This window comes from Paenibacillus hamazuiensis, assembly GCF_023276405.1.
GTDB lineage: Bacteria > Bacillota > Bacilli > Paenibacillales > NBRC-103111 > Paenibacillus_AF > Paenibacillus_AF hamazuiensis.
Genome location: NZ_JALRMO010000001.1, coordinates 1,551,199 through 1,567,360 on the forward strand (window position 1 = coordinate 1,551,199; position 16,162 = coordinate 1,567,360).

The window sequence follows — 16,162 nt, forward strand, 5'->3', positions numbered from 1 at the left end:
AGCCGCAAAACTGTTCGTGGCCTTGGGCCGAAATTGAAAGGAGAGATTGGGATGAAGCTGCAAAATAAAGTCGCGATCGTAACGGGAGCGGCATCTGGCGTAGGCAAAGCAATCGCAGAATTGTTTGCGAAGGAGGGAGCCAAGGTCGTCATCGCAGATCTTAATGGAGATGCAATCTCGGCGGCAGTGAATGAGATCAATCAAGCCGGCGGAACCGCGGAAGGCATTGTTGCGAACGTCACGAAAGAAGATGAGGTACAGGCAATGGTGGATAAAGCGGTTGATGCATTCGGAACCGTCGATATCCTCGTAAATAACGCCGGTATCATGGACGGGTTCAGGCTCATTGAGACGATTCAGGACGATCTCTGGGAGCGGGTACTGGCGGTCAACCTGACCGGCCCAATGCGTGCCATACGCAAAACCATTCCTTTGATGTTGGCTAAAGGCCAAGGCGTGATCGTGAACATCGCTTCGGCCGCTGGCATAAGCGGCGGCAAGGGCGGCGTCGCTTATACTTCCGCCAAGCATGGTCTCGTTGGCTTGACCAAAAATGTCGGCTACATGTATGCCAAGTCCGGCATCCGCTGCAACGCGATTGCGCCCGGTGGCGTCAAAACCAATATTGCCTTAAACAATATCGACATGGACGGGATGCAGGTGTTCCAGGAAGGAGCGGGAACTCAGCGGAGCGAGCCGGTCGATCCGCTACAAATTGCGACCGTCGCCCTCTTCCTTGCGTCCGATGATTCCCGTTTCGTCAACGGAGCGGTAATCGCAGCCGATGGCGGCTGGACGGCATATTAACGTGTATATAGCGAACCCCGCAATAATGAACTTCATCATTGCGGGGTTATTTGCGTTTACTGAGTCAGGATCGTTTTAAAGGGAAAAGGGCCGCTAACGCAGCATGACGGCTCTTTTTCCGCGTTATGGCCGCCGTGTCAAAGCTTTTTCCGTACATTTGCCAGATGCAGGTCGATCAGATGCGAGGCGATCGATTTTAACTGGGCCGCAGGTCCCGCAAATCCGTATACGGGAACGGAAGAGAGAGCTCCGTTGATCACCAGCATAAGCTGGTCGGTCAAGGTTTCGTCATGAACGCCCGCCTGCTGGCTCAGTCGGGATAACCGCAATTTGATTGCGCGATTGTATTCGACCGCTAACAAATGCACGGGATGATCTTCTTCGGAAAATTCAGCCAGCGCATTCAAGAAATGACAGCCGCGATGGTATCCCGGCTCCAACAGTTCGATGGTAGCGTCTATCAGCGCCAACAATTGCTCTTTGGGCGAGCCCTCGTGCCGGGCGATGGCCTCGTCGAAATGCTCCCAATTGATATGGTCCTGCGCTTCAAGATAGGCGACGATCAGATCGTCTTTGGTCGGAAAATGCCGGTAGAGCGTTGCTTTGCTGACTCCGGCTTTCTCCGCAATCGTATCTACTCCGATAGAACGGATTCCTTCGCGGTAAAATAAGTCGGACGCTGTGTTCAGTATGTGCTGACGTACGGATGCGCGTGCCAACTCGCCCACCTCACTTCCCATTTATGCCCAAAATTCATCACTCGTTATAGTACGAAACAGTTCTGTATGTAAATCTACCATATTCGCATTGAATTAACAAGAACACGAATAGCGGGTTAATCTTGACGCGTAATATGACACACAATTCAGCCGATTAAAAATGGAAAAACCGGCTTGACACGAAACTAAACTGTATTGTATTATTTCCATGAAACGAAACTAAACAGTGTAGTTTCGTTTTACAATCGATTCATTAGGGAGGAAATAACTACTATGAGTGATGTAACCGTAATCGGGCTGGGACCGATGGGCACTGCGCTAGCGCAGGCACTGCTTCGAAACGATCGCAGGGTTACCGTCTGGAATCGAACGAGCGAGAGAGCCGAACCGTTGGTACGCGAAGGGGCGGTTCTTGCTGCGACTGCTGCAGACGCAGTGGCCGCGAGTCCTGTCACGATCGTATGTGTCGCGAACTACAAAACCGCTTACAGTATCCTGGATACGCCTGAAGTTGCGGAGGCTCTCTCCGGACGGGTTTTGGTGCAGTTCAGCACCGGAAGCCCGCAGCAGGCAAGAGACAACGAAGCGTGGGCACTGGCGCGCGGGGCGGAATACCTGGACGGCGCCATCGCGGCGACGCCGCCTCAGATTGGAAGGCCGGACACCACGATCTTTACCTCAGGTAACCGGAGCGCTTATCAGAAGAGTGAACATCTTCTTAAAAGCTTGGCCGGAAACGTGCCTTATCTGGGGGAAAAGGTTAGTGCGGCTTCGTCGACCGATTTGGCGTTTCTCTCGACCTTGTTCGGATCGCTGCTGGGATTTGTCCATGCTGCGCGTATTCTTGAATCGGACGGTCTTCGCGTGGATGAATTCGGATCGATGATCTCCGCAATATCTCCGGCAATGGGAGAAATGATCAAACACGAGGGAGAAGTCATCCAGACGAATACATACACTCCGCCGCAAAGTTCTCTCAGCACCTGTATGGTGACGGTAAAACTGTTCATCGAACAAGCGCGCGAAGCCGGAATCAACGCCGAATTTCCAACTTTCGCTTTGGGGCTTTTTCAAAAGGCGCTTGATGCAGGGTATGGCAACGAAGAACTGGGAGCCCTGATCAAGGTGCTGAGATAGGATTTAGCGGAAAATTGGGATCAATGCGCTTGTTTGGGAACGAAACTGTTTTGTTTAACCGACAAATGTGAAGGGGGTTATTCAATTGAATACTGCAGCGGCTCATCACCGTTCGCCGGTGACCATTATCGGACTGGGGCCGATGGGGCAGACGATGGCGGCGGTTTTCCTGGATCGCGGCTTTGAAGTAACGGTATGGAACCGGACCGCAAGCAAAGCGGACTCGCTTGCAGCCAAAGGGGCTGTAAGAGCGTCTACAATTAGCGAGGCGTTGGCTGCGAACGAGCTGGTAATCCTCAGCCTGACGGACTATGATGCGATGTATGCTATCCTCGAGCAGGCTTCGGAGCATCTGTCCGGAAAAGTTTTCGTCAATCTGAGTTCGGACACGCCGGAAAAAGCCCGCGAGGCGGCGAAATGGCTTGCAGACCGCGGGGCCCGGCATCTCACCGGCGGCGTGCAGGTCCCGCCTTCCGGTATCGGCAGGCCGGAGTCATCCACATTTTACAGCGGTCCGAAAGATGTATTCGAGGCTCACAGAAAGACCCTCGAGGTGCTGACCGGTGCCGATTACCGGGGAGAGGACCCGGGACTTGCCGCGCTGTATTACCAAATGCAGATGGATATTTTCTGGACATCCATGCTCAGTTACCTTCATGCTGTCACTGTGGCGGCAGCGAACGGCATTACGGCCGAACAGTTCCTGCCTTATGCTTCCGCGACGATGTCGTCGCTGCCGAAGTTCATCGAATTTTACACGCCGAGGATCGATGCCGGTGAGCACCCGGGTGACGTGGACCGTCTTGCCATGGGAGTGGCAAGTGTCGACCATGTCGTGCACACTACGAAGGACTCCGGTATTGATGCTTCCCTTCCTGCAGCAGTCCTTCAGGTGTTCAAACGCGGCATGGCCGGCGGTCACGCAGGCGACAGCTTCACAAGCTTAATCGAAATCTTTAGAAAGCCTGCATCATAGGCGAATTGCATTTGGCCTTAAATAAGTCAGCCTGCCGGACTTCCCGGCAGGCTGTTTTTTAACGGTATACTAACGGATCAGCTCGATAAACCGGCTTGCCGCCGTTGAAATCGGCGTGTTTCGCATGATCATAATACCGACGTGGGAGGGCGGCAGCCTGACATCCAATTGAATTTCGAAGAGGGAGCCCTCGTCAAGCTCCCTGGAAACAAACTCCCGGGTCACGTAGGAGATGCCGAGTCCTTTTCGGGCAAATTCAATGAGCAGATCCACACTGCCGACCTCGATTTCGGGCTTCAGCTCGTAGCCGTATTTTTGAAACAGTTCGGTAATGGCCATGCGTGCCCGGCTGTTGCGCGAGAACAGGATGACCGGGTACCGGAGCAGCTCCTCCAGCGATAAAATCGTGTCCTTCAGATCGGCGTACTTCGCTCCCGCAACAAAACATTCCTGCACCTGGATGCTCTGAATGGCTTCAAGCTGCGAATCGACAATAGGCATGCGGACGACGCCCAGATCAATTTTGCCTTCTTTCAGAAAGGTGATGATTTCCGGCGTTGTGCCATGATTCAGATGAAGTTTGATGCCGGGATGCCTTTGATGAAAATCTTCCAGGTACGGAAGCAAATAATGCTTAAACAGCGAATCGCTTCCGCCGATTCGCAGCTCTCCGCTGTCGAGATTTTTGAGCGCGGCCATTTTTTCCTCGGCCATCGAGATTAAAACATGGGAACGCTCGATATACGAAAACAGGATGCTGCCTTCCCTCGTCAGCGCCACGCCTTTCGAATTGCGGTAAAACAACGTGATGCCAAAGCTGTCTTCCAGCTGTTTGATCGCATGGCTGACGCTGGGTTGGGTAAGGTACAGCGCTTTGGCGGCCTGGGTCAAGCTGCCTGTTTTCGCAGCCCAATAAAATACCTTGTACAATTCATAATTGTTGTTCATAAATGTGGTCTATGACTCCTGTGAAATATATTAATTACTTGTATGAATGCTACATGTATTATATTGGAATTGTGCAGCAGAAACCAGAGCTTTCCCATTGAAAGCGACAATGAGATTTGGCGGAAAGGGGATAGGAAGATGGAGCCGATCACGTTTGTCTTGTTTGGAGCGACAGGGGATTTGGCCAAGAGAAAAATTTACCCTGCCTTGTATAATTTGTTCGTCGAACGCAAGCTGCCGCCGTCTTTTTCCCTGGTTGGTCTGGGAAGAAGAGAACTGACGGACCAATCGTTTCGGGCAAATGTCGAACGGGCTGTCCAAGATTTTTCCAGGCGCCGGGTGGAGCAGCCGGAAGTAATGAAAGATTTCCTGAGCTTGTTCCGCTATTGTGCTCTGGATGTAGGCCGCAAGGAAGATTACCGGAAGCTGCGGGAGATGATCGAGCGGCGGGAGACGGAGCTTGGGATTACGCCGAACCGGCTGTTTTATTTGTCCGTCGGGCCCGAACTGTTTGAAACGATCGCAGCGGGCATTCAGGACAGCGGACTCGGTTCCGCGAACGGCTGGAAACGTCTGGTGATCGAAAAACCTTTCGGCCGCGATTTGCAGTCCGCCCGGGATTTGAACCGGAAATTAAGCGAAGCTTTTGCGGAGCATGAGATTTACCGGATCGACCATTATCTCGGCAAGCCGATGGTGCAGAAGCTTGAGGTGCTGCAGCAAAATCCGGTTCTTCAGGCGTTATGGACCAACCATTACATCGCCAACGTGCAAATTACGGCAAGCGAGACGGTCGGCGTCGAGGAAAGAGCGGGTTATTACGATCACTCAGGGGCCATAAGGGACATGTTCCAAAACCATATGCTGCAGCTGCTGATGATGCTTGCGAGCCACCTTCCGCAGGGAAGTACGTCGGAGATGGTGCGCTTTAAGAAGAAAAAAGTGATGGAAGCTCTTGAGCCTCTGCAGAAAGAGCAAGTGAGCGCGGATGTAGTTCGCGGGCAATACGTGGCGGGAACCGTTCAAGGCAAACCTGTGGCCGGTTATACTTCCGAGCCGGGCATCCCCGGCGATTCCATGACGGATACGTTTATTGCCGCCAGGCTGCGTATCGATGATTTCTTTTGGCGGGGAGTTCCCTTTTATATCCGCACGGGCAAAAGGATGAAAGAAAAGTCGACGCGGATCGTAATCGAGTTCAAGGAACCGGTAAAGCTGCATTCCGGTGCAGGCGACGACAGTAAAGCGCCTAACCTTCTCGTATTTGAAATCGGCCCGAGCGAAGGCATCTCGCTGCAATTAAATACGAAAGCCCCCGGACATAGGGGGGATTTCAAGCCGATTCGCATCGATTTTCATGAAAACCGGGACGATGTTCCCGAAGCTTACGAAAATTTGATCTTCGATGCTTTGCATGGAGATCCGACGTTTTTTGCGCATTGGGACGAAGTCGAATTGTCCTGGAAATGGGTGCAGCCGATCCTGGATGCATTCGAGGAAAATCTTGCTGCGCTTCATCCGTATGCGGCCGGTACTTACGGGCCTGCCGAGTCCGATGCGCTGCTCGCGGAAGACGGCTACCGCTGGTGGTTTGATGCCAGGGACGAACAAAAAATCGAAAACGAAGAAGGAGAGTTATATGCCTGTAACAACAAACATTGACCAGCTCGCTATCGATACGATTCGGACGTTGTCCATCGACGCCGTAAACAGTGCGAACTCCGGCCATCCCGGCCTGCCCATGGGAGCGGCGCCGATGGCGTACGCCTTGTGGGCCAAGCTGTTGAACCACAATCCCGGCAACGCCAAATGGTTTAACCGCGACCGCTTCGTTCTGTCGGCCGGCCACGGTTCGGCTTTACTGTACAGCCTTCTGCATCTGTTCGGATACCGGGTGTCGCTCGACGATTTAAAGCAGTTTCGCAAGCTGAACAGCAGGACGCCCGGACATCCCGAATACGGGCACACGGAAGGCGTGGAAGCAACGACGGGGCCGCTCGGACAAGGGATCGCAACGGCGGTCGGAATGGCGATGGCCGAAGCTCATCTGGCCGCAAAATTCAATCGGGACGGCTTCCCGGTCGTCGACCACTTTACGTATGCGCTTGTAGGGGACGGCTGCCTGATGGAAGGCATCTCGTACGAGGCGATGTCCATGGCCGGACATATGAAGCTGGGCAAATTGATCGTGTTGTACGATTCCAACGACATCTCGCTTGACGGGGAGCTGCGCCTTTCCTTCGGGGAGCATATGCAAAAAAGAGCGGAGTCGGCTAACTGGGAATATATACGCGTGGAGGATGGCAACGACGTTTCGCGAATCGTTGAAGCGATCGAAGCCGCCAAACGTAACGTTTCGCAGCCGACTCTGATCGAGATCAAGACGGTAATCGGCTACGGCAGCAAGGTGGCGGGAACAAATAAAGCGCACGGCGCGCCGCTCGGCAAAGAGGAAGCGAAGGCGACCAAGCAAGCTTACGGCTGGCCGCATGAGGAAGAGTTCGCCGTTCCGGAGGAAGTCAGAGCCCACTTCGAACGGTTAAAACGCGAGGGCGGGGAGAAAGAGGACCAGTGGAACCGGCTGATCGCTTCCTATAAAGAACAGCATCCTTATCTGGGCGAGGAGCTTGAGCGGGCCATCGACGGTTCCGTATCGCTTGGTGCTGCGGACGTTCTAGCGTTCGACGCTTCGAAAGCCGTCTCCACCCGCGTTGCCAGCGGGGAGGCCATCAACCGTTATGTGAAAATCGTTCCCGCCCTCTTCGGGGGAAGCGCGGATTTATCGCACTCGACGATGACGGACATCAAGGACGAGCAAAGGTTTGCCGTCGACTCCTACTCGGGACGCAACGTTTATTTCGGCGTCCGCGAGCATGCGATGGGCGCGGCCGGCAACGGCATGGCTTTGCATGGCGGCGTAAAACCGTTCGTCAGCACCTTTTTCGTATTCAGCGATTACTTGCGTCCGGCAATTCGTTTGGCCGCGCTGCAGAAGCTGCCCGTGATTTACGTATTTACCCACGATTCGATAGCCGTAGGCGAAGACGGACCTACCCACGAGCCCGTTGAACATCTGGCCGCACTGCGCGCCATCCCGGGGTTGACCGTCATCCGGCCGACCGATGCCAATGAAACGGCGAGCGCATGGGCGTATGCCCTGCAGCAAACGGAAGGTCCGGTCGCGCTGGTGCTGAGCAGACAAAACCTGCCTGTTTATGAAGCGACCAAAGCCAATATCGACGGGGTGGCGAAAGGGGCTTATATTTTGACGGAAACAAACGATAAGCCGGATGTCATCCTGATCGCGACCGGGTCTGAGGTATCCGTTGCGGTAAGCGCCAAAGCTGAGCTGGAGCGCGACAACGTCTCCGTACGTGTTGTAGCGATGCCGTGCAGGGAGCTGTTCGACCGGCAGCCCGACACTTATAAGTCGAGTATTCTTCCTGCTTCCGTGACGAAGCGGGTTGCTATTGAAGCCGGCATTTCGTTAGGCTGGGAACGCTATGCGGGACCAGGCGGAAAGGTGCTTTCGATCGATACGTTCGGCGTTTCCGGTCCGGGGCCGGCGGTGATGGAATACTTCGGCTTCACTCCGGATAACGTGGCTCGGCTTGTAAAAGAAATGCTATAATCTACAATATCAAAAAAATTGGAGGCAGTTACCTATGAAACTTTTTATCGATACCGCTAATTTGGAAGATATTAAAAAAGCTTATAAAATCGGCGTTCTGTCCGGCGTAACGACCAACCCTTCCCTCGTCGCCAAAGAGGGCGTCAAATTCGAGGACCGGATCGCCGAAATTTTGCGGGAAGTTCCCGAGGTTGAATCCGTCTCCGCCGAAGTGACGCCGGATGCGGTTACAGCCGAAGAGATGATCGCGCAGGCGAACGAGTTGATCAAAATCAACAACTACGACAAAAACATCACCATCAAACTTCCGATGACGCTGGCAGGACTCGAAGCATGCCGTTATTTGAGCAAAAAAGGCGTGAAAACGAATGTGACGCTCATTTTCACCGTGAACCAGGCGCTGCTGGCCGCACGCGCAGGCGCTACGTATGTTTCGCCGTTTCTCGGCCGCCTGGACGACATTTCGGAAGACGGAGTCCAGCTCGTGACGAAAGTGGCCGAACTGTTCCGCATCCATAACCTGGATGCGCAAATTATCGCGGCATCCGTGCGCCATCCGGATCACGTGACGCGCGTTGCGATGGCGGGCGCGCACATTGCCACGGTTCCTTTTGCGGTGATCGAACAAATCTCGAAGCACCCGCTTACGGATCAAGGGATGGAGAAATTCGCCGCCGATTGGAACAAAACGAAGCAGTAAGCCTGTTTAAAACAGATAGCTGAGATAAAAGCCACTCCCGCGGCTGATCGTGAAATGTTTATTTCATGATTTCAGACGCGGGAGTGATTTTTTTAGGGATAATAGCGGGGAACTGCAGATTCTTGGACTTGCGGGCGAAATAGGCGATGCTTGCTTCGTTGAAAAAAAACGCGGGGATACGGCGGCAGCTTGTGCCGGCGCATCTCGCGTTAAGGGGAATCGCACGTCCGTGCGTCATGATCTATTTCTGCCGCCGCTTCTCAAAGTTTCGTGATAGGCCCGAACTTGCTGCTCGGAATCACGGCTTTGCCGACTGAAGCTTCGGCGTTCCCTGCTGCGCCGCCGGCTCCGGCTGCTTCTTTTTGTTGCCGATCTTTAGCACCAGCAGCATCATGACGGCCACCAGCACGGCCAGGCCAAGCATGGGTTGTACGAAGCTTCGCGTTATGTCATGAACCATGCCGATAAAAAGCGGTCCAAGCGATCCGATCACATAGCCGCCGGATTGTGTCATCGCCGACCAGGCGCTGGCGTCGTCCGCATGTTTCGTTTCCTCGATCGGCAGCAGCAGTACGACCGGGAACAACCCGCCTGCGCCTATGCCGAGCAGCACGGAGATGATCCACGGGTTGCCGGAAAAGGCCAGCATAAGCAGGCCTGTCAGTTCCAGCGCGGCGAGCAGGAGCAGCCACAGCAGGCGGTTGCCGAAACGGCCGATCAGCAGAGGAAGCACGAGACTGACCGGCATTTGTATGACGGAGAAGAGCGTCAGCGCCGCTCCGCCGGCGGCTCTGCCGTAGCCCATCGCTTCGACGGCAGGGGCCAGCCAGGCCGTAATCGAATAAAAGATGAGAGCGACTACGCCGAAGAAGCAGGTCAGCAGCCAGGCGCGCGGAGAGTGCAGCGGGAGGTGCTGTCTCCCCGCGGCTGCGGCAGGCTGACCGTCAGCGGCGGTCTTTTCGGCCCGCCGGGCGATAATCAGCCAGAGCGGAAGCGCAGCGGCGGCGAGCCACCCCCAAGCCGCCAAAGAGGCCCGCCACGATCCGCCGAACGCCTCCTGAAACGGGACGGAAAGCCCGGCGCTCAAGGCTGCACCGACAACGAGCGCCGTAGAGTAGAAGCCGATGACGGCGGATGCGCGTTCGGCGAAATATTTTTTAATAAAGCCGGAAAGAAGCGGCCCTGCAACCGCGATGCCGACTCCGGCAAGGAACGAGGTTGCCAGCAAAAGGATCGGAAGCACGGTGAAGTAGCGCAGCAGCGTTGCACCCCCGATCAAACTTAACGCAATAACGAGCGAACGCTCCGTGCCCCAGCGCGCAACCCAGCGAACGGCACTGGGGGCGAAGAGGCCCATGCAAAGCACCGGCAGCGTAGTAAGCAGGCTGGCGGCAAATCCGCTCATGCCCAGCTCACCTCGGATCGTCTCCAGAAGAGGAGCGACAGAAGAGATGGAGGGACGCAGGTTTAACGAAGCCAGAAAAAGTGCGGCAATTAAAAGGATCACATTCATAGTCAACATCGCCTCCGCATGGTGGATCGAATTGGGTACTATCAGTGTACAAAGTTTAAAATGATTGATCAATATAATGAAATTTATGATAATAATTATAAATACCAATGATTTGGGGGGGATCAACGTGGAACTGCGCCAGCTCAAAACATTTATGGCGGTCTGTGAGGAGATGCATTTCACAAGAGCGGCCGAAAAGCTGGGGATTTCGCAGCCGACGCTCAGCCAGCAAATTCGCGCGATGGAAGAGGAGTTGGACGTGCCGCTGTTCGACCGGGTCGGCAAAAAGATCGTTTTGACCCAGGCCGGTCGGCTGCTTCACGAACACGGACTGCAAATCGTCCGGCAGCTCGATAACGCGCTGGATGCGATTGCCGAGCTGCGCGATCATCGGCGCGGCTCTTTGATAGTGGGCGTTCTTCCGTCCGATCTCGATTACCGCATTTCCGGCATGCTGATCGATTACCATAACGAGTTTCCGTTTATTCATCTTAAAGTCGTTTCTTCGATTGAGATTGTACAGCAGGTGCTCGACAGCGAGGTGGATATCGGCATCGGGCTGATGGCGGAGCCGGACAGTCGGCTGGTCCGTATGCCGCTATGCCGCGAGGAGTACGTGCTGGTCGTTTCGGAGCGCCATCCGCTCGCCGGTCGTCGGGAGATTACATATGAGGAATTGTGCGACGTGGATACCGTCATGTTTCCACGAGGTTACATCGGCCGGGAGCTTGTGGAGGGATGCTGTTCCAGGTACGGTCTATCCTTGCGCACCATAATGGAAACGGGCACCGTAACATCGCTGATCCAACTAGTCCGCGCAAATATCGGTGCCACAATCCAGCCGCGGCCGCTGATCGAATCGATGAACGGAGAAGGGCTGCGCTGCATAACAATTGCCGGTAGCCCGCCGATTCGCAGCCTGGAGATCATACATCGTTCGGACCGGTATATCGGCAAGGCGGCAAGCACGTTCATCCGCAAGGTGATCGGCCATTTTCGGCCGTGAGCTGACTCTGTTTCAATGTAAGCTATCCGGGAAAAACAAAAAACAGGCCAAATTTATAGAAGACTTCTCTATAATTTGACCTGTTCATTCGGAGGCGAAAATTCCGGCGAATTAGAGATTGCGGAGATGAACGTTAATGTTTACTCCAGTATCATGCCTCCAGCGGCGTCGGCGTTTTTCTCGGAGGTTTCTCCGGCGGCGGTATTGGCTTCTTTCTCGAGCATCACTCCACCTGCTGCATTGGCCTCACTTTCCGCTTGATTTCCTTCTGTTGTGTGTTGGTCTTTGTTGTTTTCTTGATTTGTCGTCATTACCAATTCTCCTCTCCGTAGTTGACCGGCATGCGGGCCAGCTTTTTGCTTGCAGTATTATCGTATCCGATTCGGCATGGAAAAAATATACTCAGAAAATAGAGTAACTACGCCCGTCTGCAGTATGGAAAAAAAACTCTCCTTTCTTGAGATATTTGGCCGAATGCGATAACCTTGTTAAAAGATCGAAGATATGGACTTTAATTGAAATAAGCTTATATTACTTATTTGTATACGGAGGGATCGTATAATGACTGACGACAACGCCAGGCTTTGTCCTTTTTGCAACGAAGATAACCGCTGCGGCCGAATGGCCGACGAACCGGACGGAGCCTGCTGGTGCAGCAAGGAAGTGTTTCCGCAGCGCATTTTTGAAAGCTTGCCGCCGGACCGGCTGGGCACGTCTTGTATTTGTAAAAGCTGCCTCGACAAGTTCAAAAACGGGCGGTCCGCACGTTGATTCACGTACCGCTTGGCGTTTTTTCAGCGGAAATTCAGCGGGTTCCATCACTCATTTTGGTTGATGAAATCGGGGAAATTTTCTTAAAATCATACGCAAATTTGCCGGAGGCGCTGCCTCCGGTTTTTTTTCGCGCCAGCCACGGAAAAATCGTAAAAAACTAAACTTTTCACAAGAGATTCCTCCACTCTTTTTTGTGGCTGCCGAGTTTACAATATGGGCATGGAACTCCAACGGACATAACCGTTACGAACCGAGGTGCTGGTGTACATGAGTGAAACGTTGGTGCTGATGGAAGGCATCGAAAAAAGATTTCCCGGCGTGCAGGCGCTGAGCGGCTGCCGCTTCGAGCTGCTTTCCGGCGAGGTGCATGCGCTCGTTGGCGAAAACGGCGCCGGGAAATCGACGCTGATGAAGGTGCTGACCGGTGTCTATGCCAAAGATGCCGGCCGCATCGTTTACAAAGGCCGCGAAGTCGACATTCCGGGTACGAAGGCGGCGCAGGATCTGGGCATCAGCATCATTCATCAGGAGCTGAACCTGATGCCGGATTTGACCGTGGCGCAAAACATTTTTATCGGAAGGGAACCTCGAAAAGCTTTCGGGCTCTTTTTGGACGAGAAGGCGCTGAATGCAAAGGCCGAGAGTCTTTTGGCAAGAATGAATGTGCAGCTCGACCCGCAAATGCCGGTATCCGAACTGACCGTCGCCAAGCAGCAAATGGTCGAAATTGCGAAAGCGCTCTCATTTAACGCCGAGGTGCTGATCATGGACGAGCCGACGGCAGCGCTGACGAATGCGGAAATCGAGGACTTGTTCCGCATCATTGAGCAGCTTCGCCGGGAAGGGGCCGGTATCGTTTACATCTCCCATCGGATGGAGGAGCTGAAGCGGATCACCGACCGGATCACCGTCATGCGCGACGGATGTTACATAGATACGGTACGTACCGCGGCGGTTACTACGGACCGGATCATTTCCATGATGGTCGGCCGCGAAATCTATCACGCATCGGGGCCGGCGGAAATAGCGGATCGCGGCGAGATGGTGCTCGAGGTGAAAGGGCTCACCCGCGGCACGGCGGTGAAGGATGTGAGCTTCAGTCTGAAACGCGGAGAAATTCTCGGCTTTGCCGGACTGATGGGTGCTGGGCGGACGGAGGTGGCAAGAGCGATATTCGGCGCAGACCCGAAGGATGCCGGGGATATTTTCGTTCATGGACAAAGAGTGGAGGTAAACAATCCCCACGATGCGGTGAGGCACGGCATCGGCTATTTGTCCGAGGACCGCAAGCGGTTCGGGCTGATGACGGATATGGATGTCAAGGCGAACATCGCGGTATCCTCATTCGATAAGTTCCGGCATTTTGGCTGGATGGACGACGCCCGGATCGAACGGACGGCGGAGAGATATGCGGACGATTTGAAAATAAAGACGCCGAGCGTTCACCAGCAGGTGAAATTTCTTTCCGGCGGCAATCAGCAGAAGGTCGTCATCGGCAAATGGCTGGAGCGCGACTGCGATATATTGATTTTCGACGAGCCGACGCGGGGGATCGACGTCGGTGCGAAAAGCGAAATTTACAAGCTGCTTGAGCAGCTCGTCCGGCAGGGGAAAGCGATCTTGATGATTTCCTCGGAGCTGCCGGAAATTTTGCGGATGAGCCACCGGATCATCGTCATGTGCGAAGGGCGGATCACCGGCGAGCTGAGCCGGGAGGAAGCGACTCAGGAGAAGATCATGAAATATGCAACGATGCGGAGTTATTGAAAAGGAGGGCGAGCGTCCATGAAACTGCCGGTTACCGTCAAGCAGCCGTTCGTGTCCGCCGGAAGCGGCGCGATGCAAAAAATATTGGCTTTTGCCAGCTTGATATTGCTCGTGATTGTGTTTTCGCTGTCTTCGGGAAATTTCTTTCAGTTCGATAATCTGATCGCCATCATTTTGTCCACCGCCGTCGTCGGGGTACTCGCGCTCGGCTCCACGTTCGTCATCATCACTTCGGGCATCGACCTCGCTGTGGGAACCGTGATGACGTTTTCCTCCGTCATGGCGGGGGTGATGATCACCTTGTGGCATTTGCCTATGCCGCTCGGCATTGTCGGCGGCATTGCAACCGGCGCGGCATGCGGTCTCGTCAGCGGCCTCGCAGTGGCGAAAATGAAAATACCTCCGTTCATCGCGACGCTGGCGATGATGATGGTGACCAAGGGGTTATCGCTGGTCATTTCCGGAACGAAGCCGATTTATTTCAACGACACGCCCGAGTTTACCCAGATTTCGATGGGGTCGCTCATAGGTGCGGTCATTCCGGGGTGGGATATTCCGAATGCGGTGCTGATTTTTTTCGGTCTGGCGATCGTAGCGAGCATTATTCTGAACAAAACGATCGTCGGCCGGTTTAACTTCGCGCTGGGCAGCAACGAGGAAGCGACGCGGCTTTCCGGAGTGAACGTCGATTACTGGAAGATCGTCATCTACACCTTGACGGGCGTGTTCAGCGGAATCGCCGGGATCATGATGGCATCGCGGCTGAATTCCGCGCAGCCTGCGCTCGGCTCGGGCTACGAGCTGGAGGCGATCGCGGCCGTCGTGATCGGCGGAACTTCGCTCAGCGGAGGCAAAGGCTCGATTCTCGGCACCGTCATAGGGGCGCTCATCATGAGCGTGCTGACCAACGGCCTGCGGATATTGTCGGTCAAGCAGGAATGGCAGACGGTGATCGTCGGGCTGGTCGTCATTCTCGCGGTGTATGCGGACATTTTGCGCAGAAGCGGGAAATAATCGGTATGCGCTCCGCAAGGAGTGAAACATACAATCAAAAGTTAGGGGAGATTCGGCTATGAAAAGAAGCAAAAAACTGCTCATGTGCACGGGGATCATGCTGGTGGCGGCGGCCTTGCTCGGCGCCTGCGGCGCGAACAATTCCGGCACCGGCAGCAAACCCGCGGCGGCGCCCGCATCGACTTCCGCTCCTTCGGCAGCCCCGTCGGATGCGAAGAAAACCGACAAGATCTACATTCCGGTCATTTCCAAAGGGTTCCAGCATCAGTTTTGGCAGGCGGTGAAGCAGGGGGCGGAGAAAGCGGCGAAGGAATTCCAGGTGGATATTACGTTCGAAGGTCCGGAAACCGAGTCCCAGGTCGACAAGCAGATCGAAATGCTCCAGGCAGCGCTCGGGAAAAATCCGAAGGCGATCGCTTTCGCCGCGCTTGACAGTAAGGCCGCCATTCCTTTGCTGCAAAAAGCCAAGTCCGCCAACATCCCCGTCGTCGGCTTCGACTCCGGCGTCGACAGCGACATTCCCGTCACGACGGCCGCAACGGACAATAAGAAAGCCGCTGCACTCGCCGCGGACAAAATGGCCGAGTTGGTCGGCAAAGAAGGCGAAATTGCGCTTATCGTTCACGACCAAACGAGCCGAACCGGCATCGACCGCCGCGACGGCTTCACCGAGCAAATCAAAGCCAAATACCCGAACATTAAAATCGTCGACACGCAGTACGGCGGAGGCGACCAGCTGAAGTCGACCGATCTGGCGAAAGCGATCATCCAGGCGCATCCGAACATCAAAGGATTTTTCGGCGCAAACGAAGGTTCGGCCATCGGGGTTCTGAACGCCGTTACCGAGCTGAAGAAAGACGGCAAAATCATCGTTATCGGCTACGACTCCGGCAAGCAGCAGATCGACGCCATCCGCAGCGGCAAAATGGCCGGCGCCATTACGCAGGATCCGATCGGCATCGGCTATTGGTCGGTAAAAGCGGCCGTTCAGGCGATCAAAGGCGAACAAGTGCCGAAAAACATCGACACCGGCTTCCACTGGTACGATAAGACCAACATCGATTCCGACCAGATCAAACCGTTGCTGTATAATTAAAAAAAGAGCGGTGTCGTTTCCCCGGATTGCCGCTATCCCTCATACCCGGGTATGATAAAATGGCATTAAAGAGA

Annotated in this window: 15 protein-coding genes; 11 read left to right on the forward strand and 4 right to left on the reverse strand. The window is 54.5% G+C overall.

The features are described from left to right. The first annotated feature begins 51 nt into the window (after positions 1-51). On the forward strand, positions 52-807 hold the full coding sequence (locus MYS68_RS06615) for an SDR family oxidoreductase (protein ID WP_248925074.1): 756 nt from the start codon (positions 52-54) through the stop codon (positions 805-807). 137 nt (positions 808-944) lie between these two features. Here the strand turns inward: MYS68_RS06615 and MYS68_RS06620 are convergent, their stop codons facing one another. Beyond that, on the reverse strand, positions 945-1,547 hold the full coding sequence (locus MYS68_RS06620) for a TetR/AcrR family transcriptional regulator (protein WP_248925075.1): 603 nt from the start codon (positions 1,545-1,547) through the stop codon (positions 945-947). A gap of 252 nt (positions 1,548-1,799) precedes the next feature. On the opposite strand from MYS68_RS06620, the gene MYS68_RS06625 reads away from it, so the two are divergent. Both MYS68_RS06625 and MYS68_RS06630 read left to right on the forward strand, forming a co-directional pair. Beyond that, positions 1,800-2,663 carry an NAD(P)-dependent oxidoreductase gene (locus tag MYS68_RS06625; protein WP_248925076.1) on the forward strand — a complete coding sequence of 288 codons (864 nt, stop codon included), beginning with the start codon at positions 1,800-1,802 and terminating at the stop codon, positions 2,661-2,663. Between the two features lie 85 nt (positions 2,664-2,748). After that, positions 2,749-3,639, forward strand: coding sequence for an NAD(P)-dependent oxidoreductase (locus tag MYS68_RS06630; protein ID WP_275983437.1), 891 nt, complete (start codon positions 2,749-2,751; stop codon positions 3,637-3,639). Positions 3,640-3,708: 69 nt separating this feature from the next. Here MYS68_RS06630 and MYS68_RS06635 read toward each other — a convergent pair whose 3' ends face one another. Continuing rightward, positions 3,709-4,587 carry a LysR family transcriptional regulator gene (locus MYS68_RS06635; RefSeq protein WP_248925077.1) on the reverse strand — a complete coding sequence of 293 codons (879 nt, stop codon included), beginning with the start codon at positions 4,585-4,587 and terminating at the stop codon, positions 3,709-3,711. Between the two features lie 138 nt (positions 4,588-4,725). Here MYS68_RS06635 and zwf point away from each other — a divergent pair, with 138 nt between their 5' ends. From zwf to fsa, 3 genes are read left to right on the forward strand one after another with little or no spacing between them, the layout of a single operon-like run. Then, entirely contained in the window at positions 4,726-6,249 is a 1,524-nt protein-coding gene (gene zwf, locus MYS68_RS06640) for a glucose-6-phosphate dehydrogenase (RefSeq protein WP_248925078.1), read from the forward strand. Beyond that, on the forward strand, positions 6,227-8,218 hold the full coding sequence (gene tkt / locus MYS68_RS06645) for a transketolase (protein WP_248925079.1): 1,992 nt from the start codon (positions 6,227-6,229) through the stop codon (positions 8,216-8,218). Before zwf ends, tkt begins: the two co-directional genes overlap by 23 nt. A gap of 34 nt (positions 8,219-8,252) precedes the next feature. Next, positions 8,253-8,918 carry a fructose-6-phosphate aldolase gene (gene fsa / locus MYS68_RS06650; protein WP_248925080.1) on the forward strand — a complete coding sequence of 222 codons (666 nt, stop codon included), beginning with the start codon at positions 8,253-8,255 and terminating at the stop codon, positions 8,916-8,918. Positions 8,919-9,216: 298 nt separating this feature from the next. Here the strand turns inward: fsa and MYS68_RS06655 are convergent, their stop codons facing one another. Next, the gene (locus MYS68_RS06655; protein ID WP_248925081.1) at positions 9,217-10,431 is read right to left on the reverse strand and encodes an MFS transporter; all 1,215 of its coding nucleotides are present in this window, start codon (positions 10,429-10,431) and stop codon (positions 9,217-9,219) included. A 127-nt stretch (positions 10,432-10,558) separates the two neighbouring features. On the opposite strand from MYS68_RS06655, the gene MYS68_RS06660 reads away from it, so the two are divergent. After that, positions 10,559-11,437, forward strand: coding sequence for a LysR family transcriptional regulator (locus MYS68_RS06660; RefSeq protein WP_248925082.1), 879 nt, complete (start codon positions 10,559-10,561; stop codon positions 11,435-11,437). A gap of 140 nt (positions 11,438-11,577) precedes the next feature. Here MYS68_RS06660 and MYS68_RS06665 read toward each other — a convergent pair whose 3' ends face one another. Then, on the reverse strand, positions 11,578-11,748 hold the full coding sequence (locus tag MYS68_RS06665; RefSeq protein ID WP_248925083.1) for a hypothetical protein: 171 nt from the start codon (positions 11,746-11,748) through the stop codon (positions 11,578-11,580). Between the two features lie 250 nt (positions 11,749-11,998). On the opposite strand from MYS68_RS06665, the gene MYS68_RS06670 reads away from it, so the two are divergent. The 4 genes from MYS68_RS06670 (at position 11,999) to MYS68_RS06685 (ending at position 16,088) form a co-directional block, all read left to right on the forward strand. Further along, positions 11,999-12,208, forward strand: a complete 210-nt coding sequence (locus MYS68_RS06670; protein WP_248925084.1) for a cysteine-rich CWC family protein — start codon at positions 11,999-12,001, stop codon at positions 12,206-12,208. A gap of 270 nt (positions 12,209-12,478) precedes the next feature. Continuing rightward, complete coding sequence (locus MYS68_RS06675; protein ID WP_248925085.1) at positions 12,479-13,978, forward strand: sugar ABC transporter ATP-binding protein; 1,500 nt, start codon at positions 12,479-12,481, stop codon at positions 13,976-13,978. Positions 13,979-13,996: 18 nt separating this feature from the next. After that, positions 13,997-14,992, forward strand: a complete 996-nt coding sequence (locus MYS68_RS06680) for an ABC transporter permease (protein ID WP_248925086.1) — start codon at positions 13,997-13,999, stop codon at positions 14,990-14,992. A 58-nt stretch (positions 14,993-15,050) separates the two neighbouring features. Beyond that, on the forward strand, positions 15,051-16,088 hold the full coding sequence (locus MYS68_RS06685) for an ABC transporter substrate-binding protein (protein WP_248925087.1): 1,038 nt from the start codon (positions 15,051-15,053) through the stop codon (positions 16,086-16,088). The last annotated feature ends 74 nt before the right edge of the window (positions 16,089-16,162 follow it).

Bases quoted from the DNA above. Each gene is read 5' to 3' on its own strand.
- MYS68_RS06615 (WP_248925074.1), top strand. From the start codon at position 52: ATGAAGCTGCAAAATAAAGTCGCGATCGTAACGGGAGCGGCATCTGGC.
- MYS68_RS06620 (WP_248925075.1), bottom strand. From the start codon at position 1,547: ATGGGAAGTGAGGTGGGCGAGTTGGCACGCGCATCCGTACGTCAGCAC.
- MYS68_RS06625 (WP_248925076.1), top strand. From the start codon at position 1,800: ATGAGTGATGTAACCGTAATCGGGCTGGGACCGATGGGCACTGCGCTA.
- MYS68_RS06635 (WP_248925077.1), bottom strand. From the start codon at position 4,587: ATGAACAACAATTATGAATTGTACAAGGTATTTTATTGGGCTGCGAAA.
- zwf (WP_248925078.1), top strand. From the start codon at position 4,726: ATGGAGCCGATCACGTTTGTCTTGTTTGGAGCGACAGGGGATTTGGCC.
- tkt (WP_248925079.1), top strand. From the start codon at position 6,227: ATGCCTGTAACAACAAACATTGACCAGCTCGCTATCGATACGATTCGG.
- fsa (WP_248925080.1), top strand. From the start codon at position 8,253: ATGAAACTTTTTATCGATACCGCTAATTTGGAAGATATTAAAAAAGCT.
- MYS68_RS06655 (WP_248925081.1), bottom strand. From the start codon at position 10,431: ATGAATGTGATCCTTTTAATTGCCGCACTTTTTCTGGCTTCGTTAAAC.
- MYS68_RS06665 (WP_248925083.1), bottom strand. From the start codon at position 11,748: ATGACGACAAATCAAGAAAACAACAAAGACCAACACACAACAGAAGGA.
- MYS68_RS06670 (WP_248925084.1), top strand. From the start codon at position 11,999: ATGACTGACGACAACGCCAGGCTTTGTCCTTTTTGCAACGAAGATAAC.
- MYS68_RS06675 (WP_248925085.1), top strand. From the start codon at position 12,479: ATGAGTGAAACGTTGGTGCTGATGGAAGGCATCGAAAAAAGATTTCCC.
- MYS68_RS06680 (WP_248925086.1), top strand. From the start codon at position 13,997: ATGAAACTGCCGGTTACCGTCAAGCAGCCGTTCGTGTCCGCCGGAAGC.
- MYS68_RS06685 (WP_248925087.1), top strand. From the start codon at position 15,051: ATGAAAAGAAGCAAAAAACTGCTCATGTGCACGGGGATCATGCTGGTG.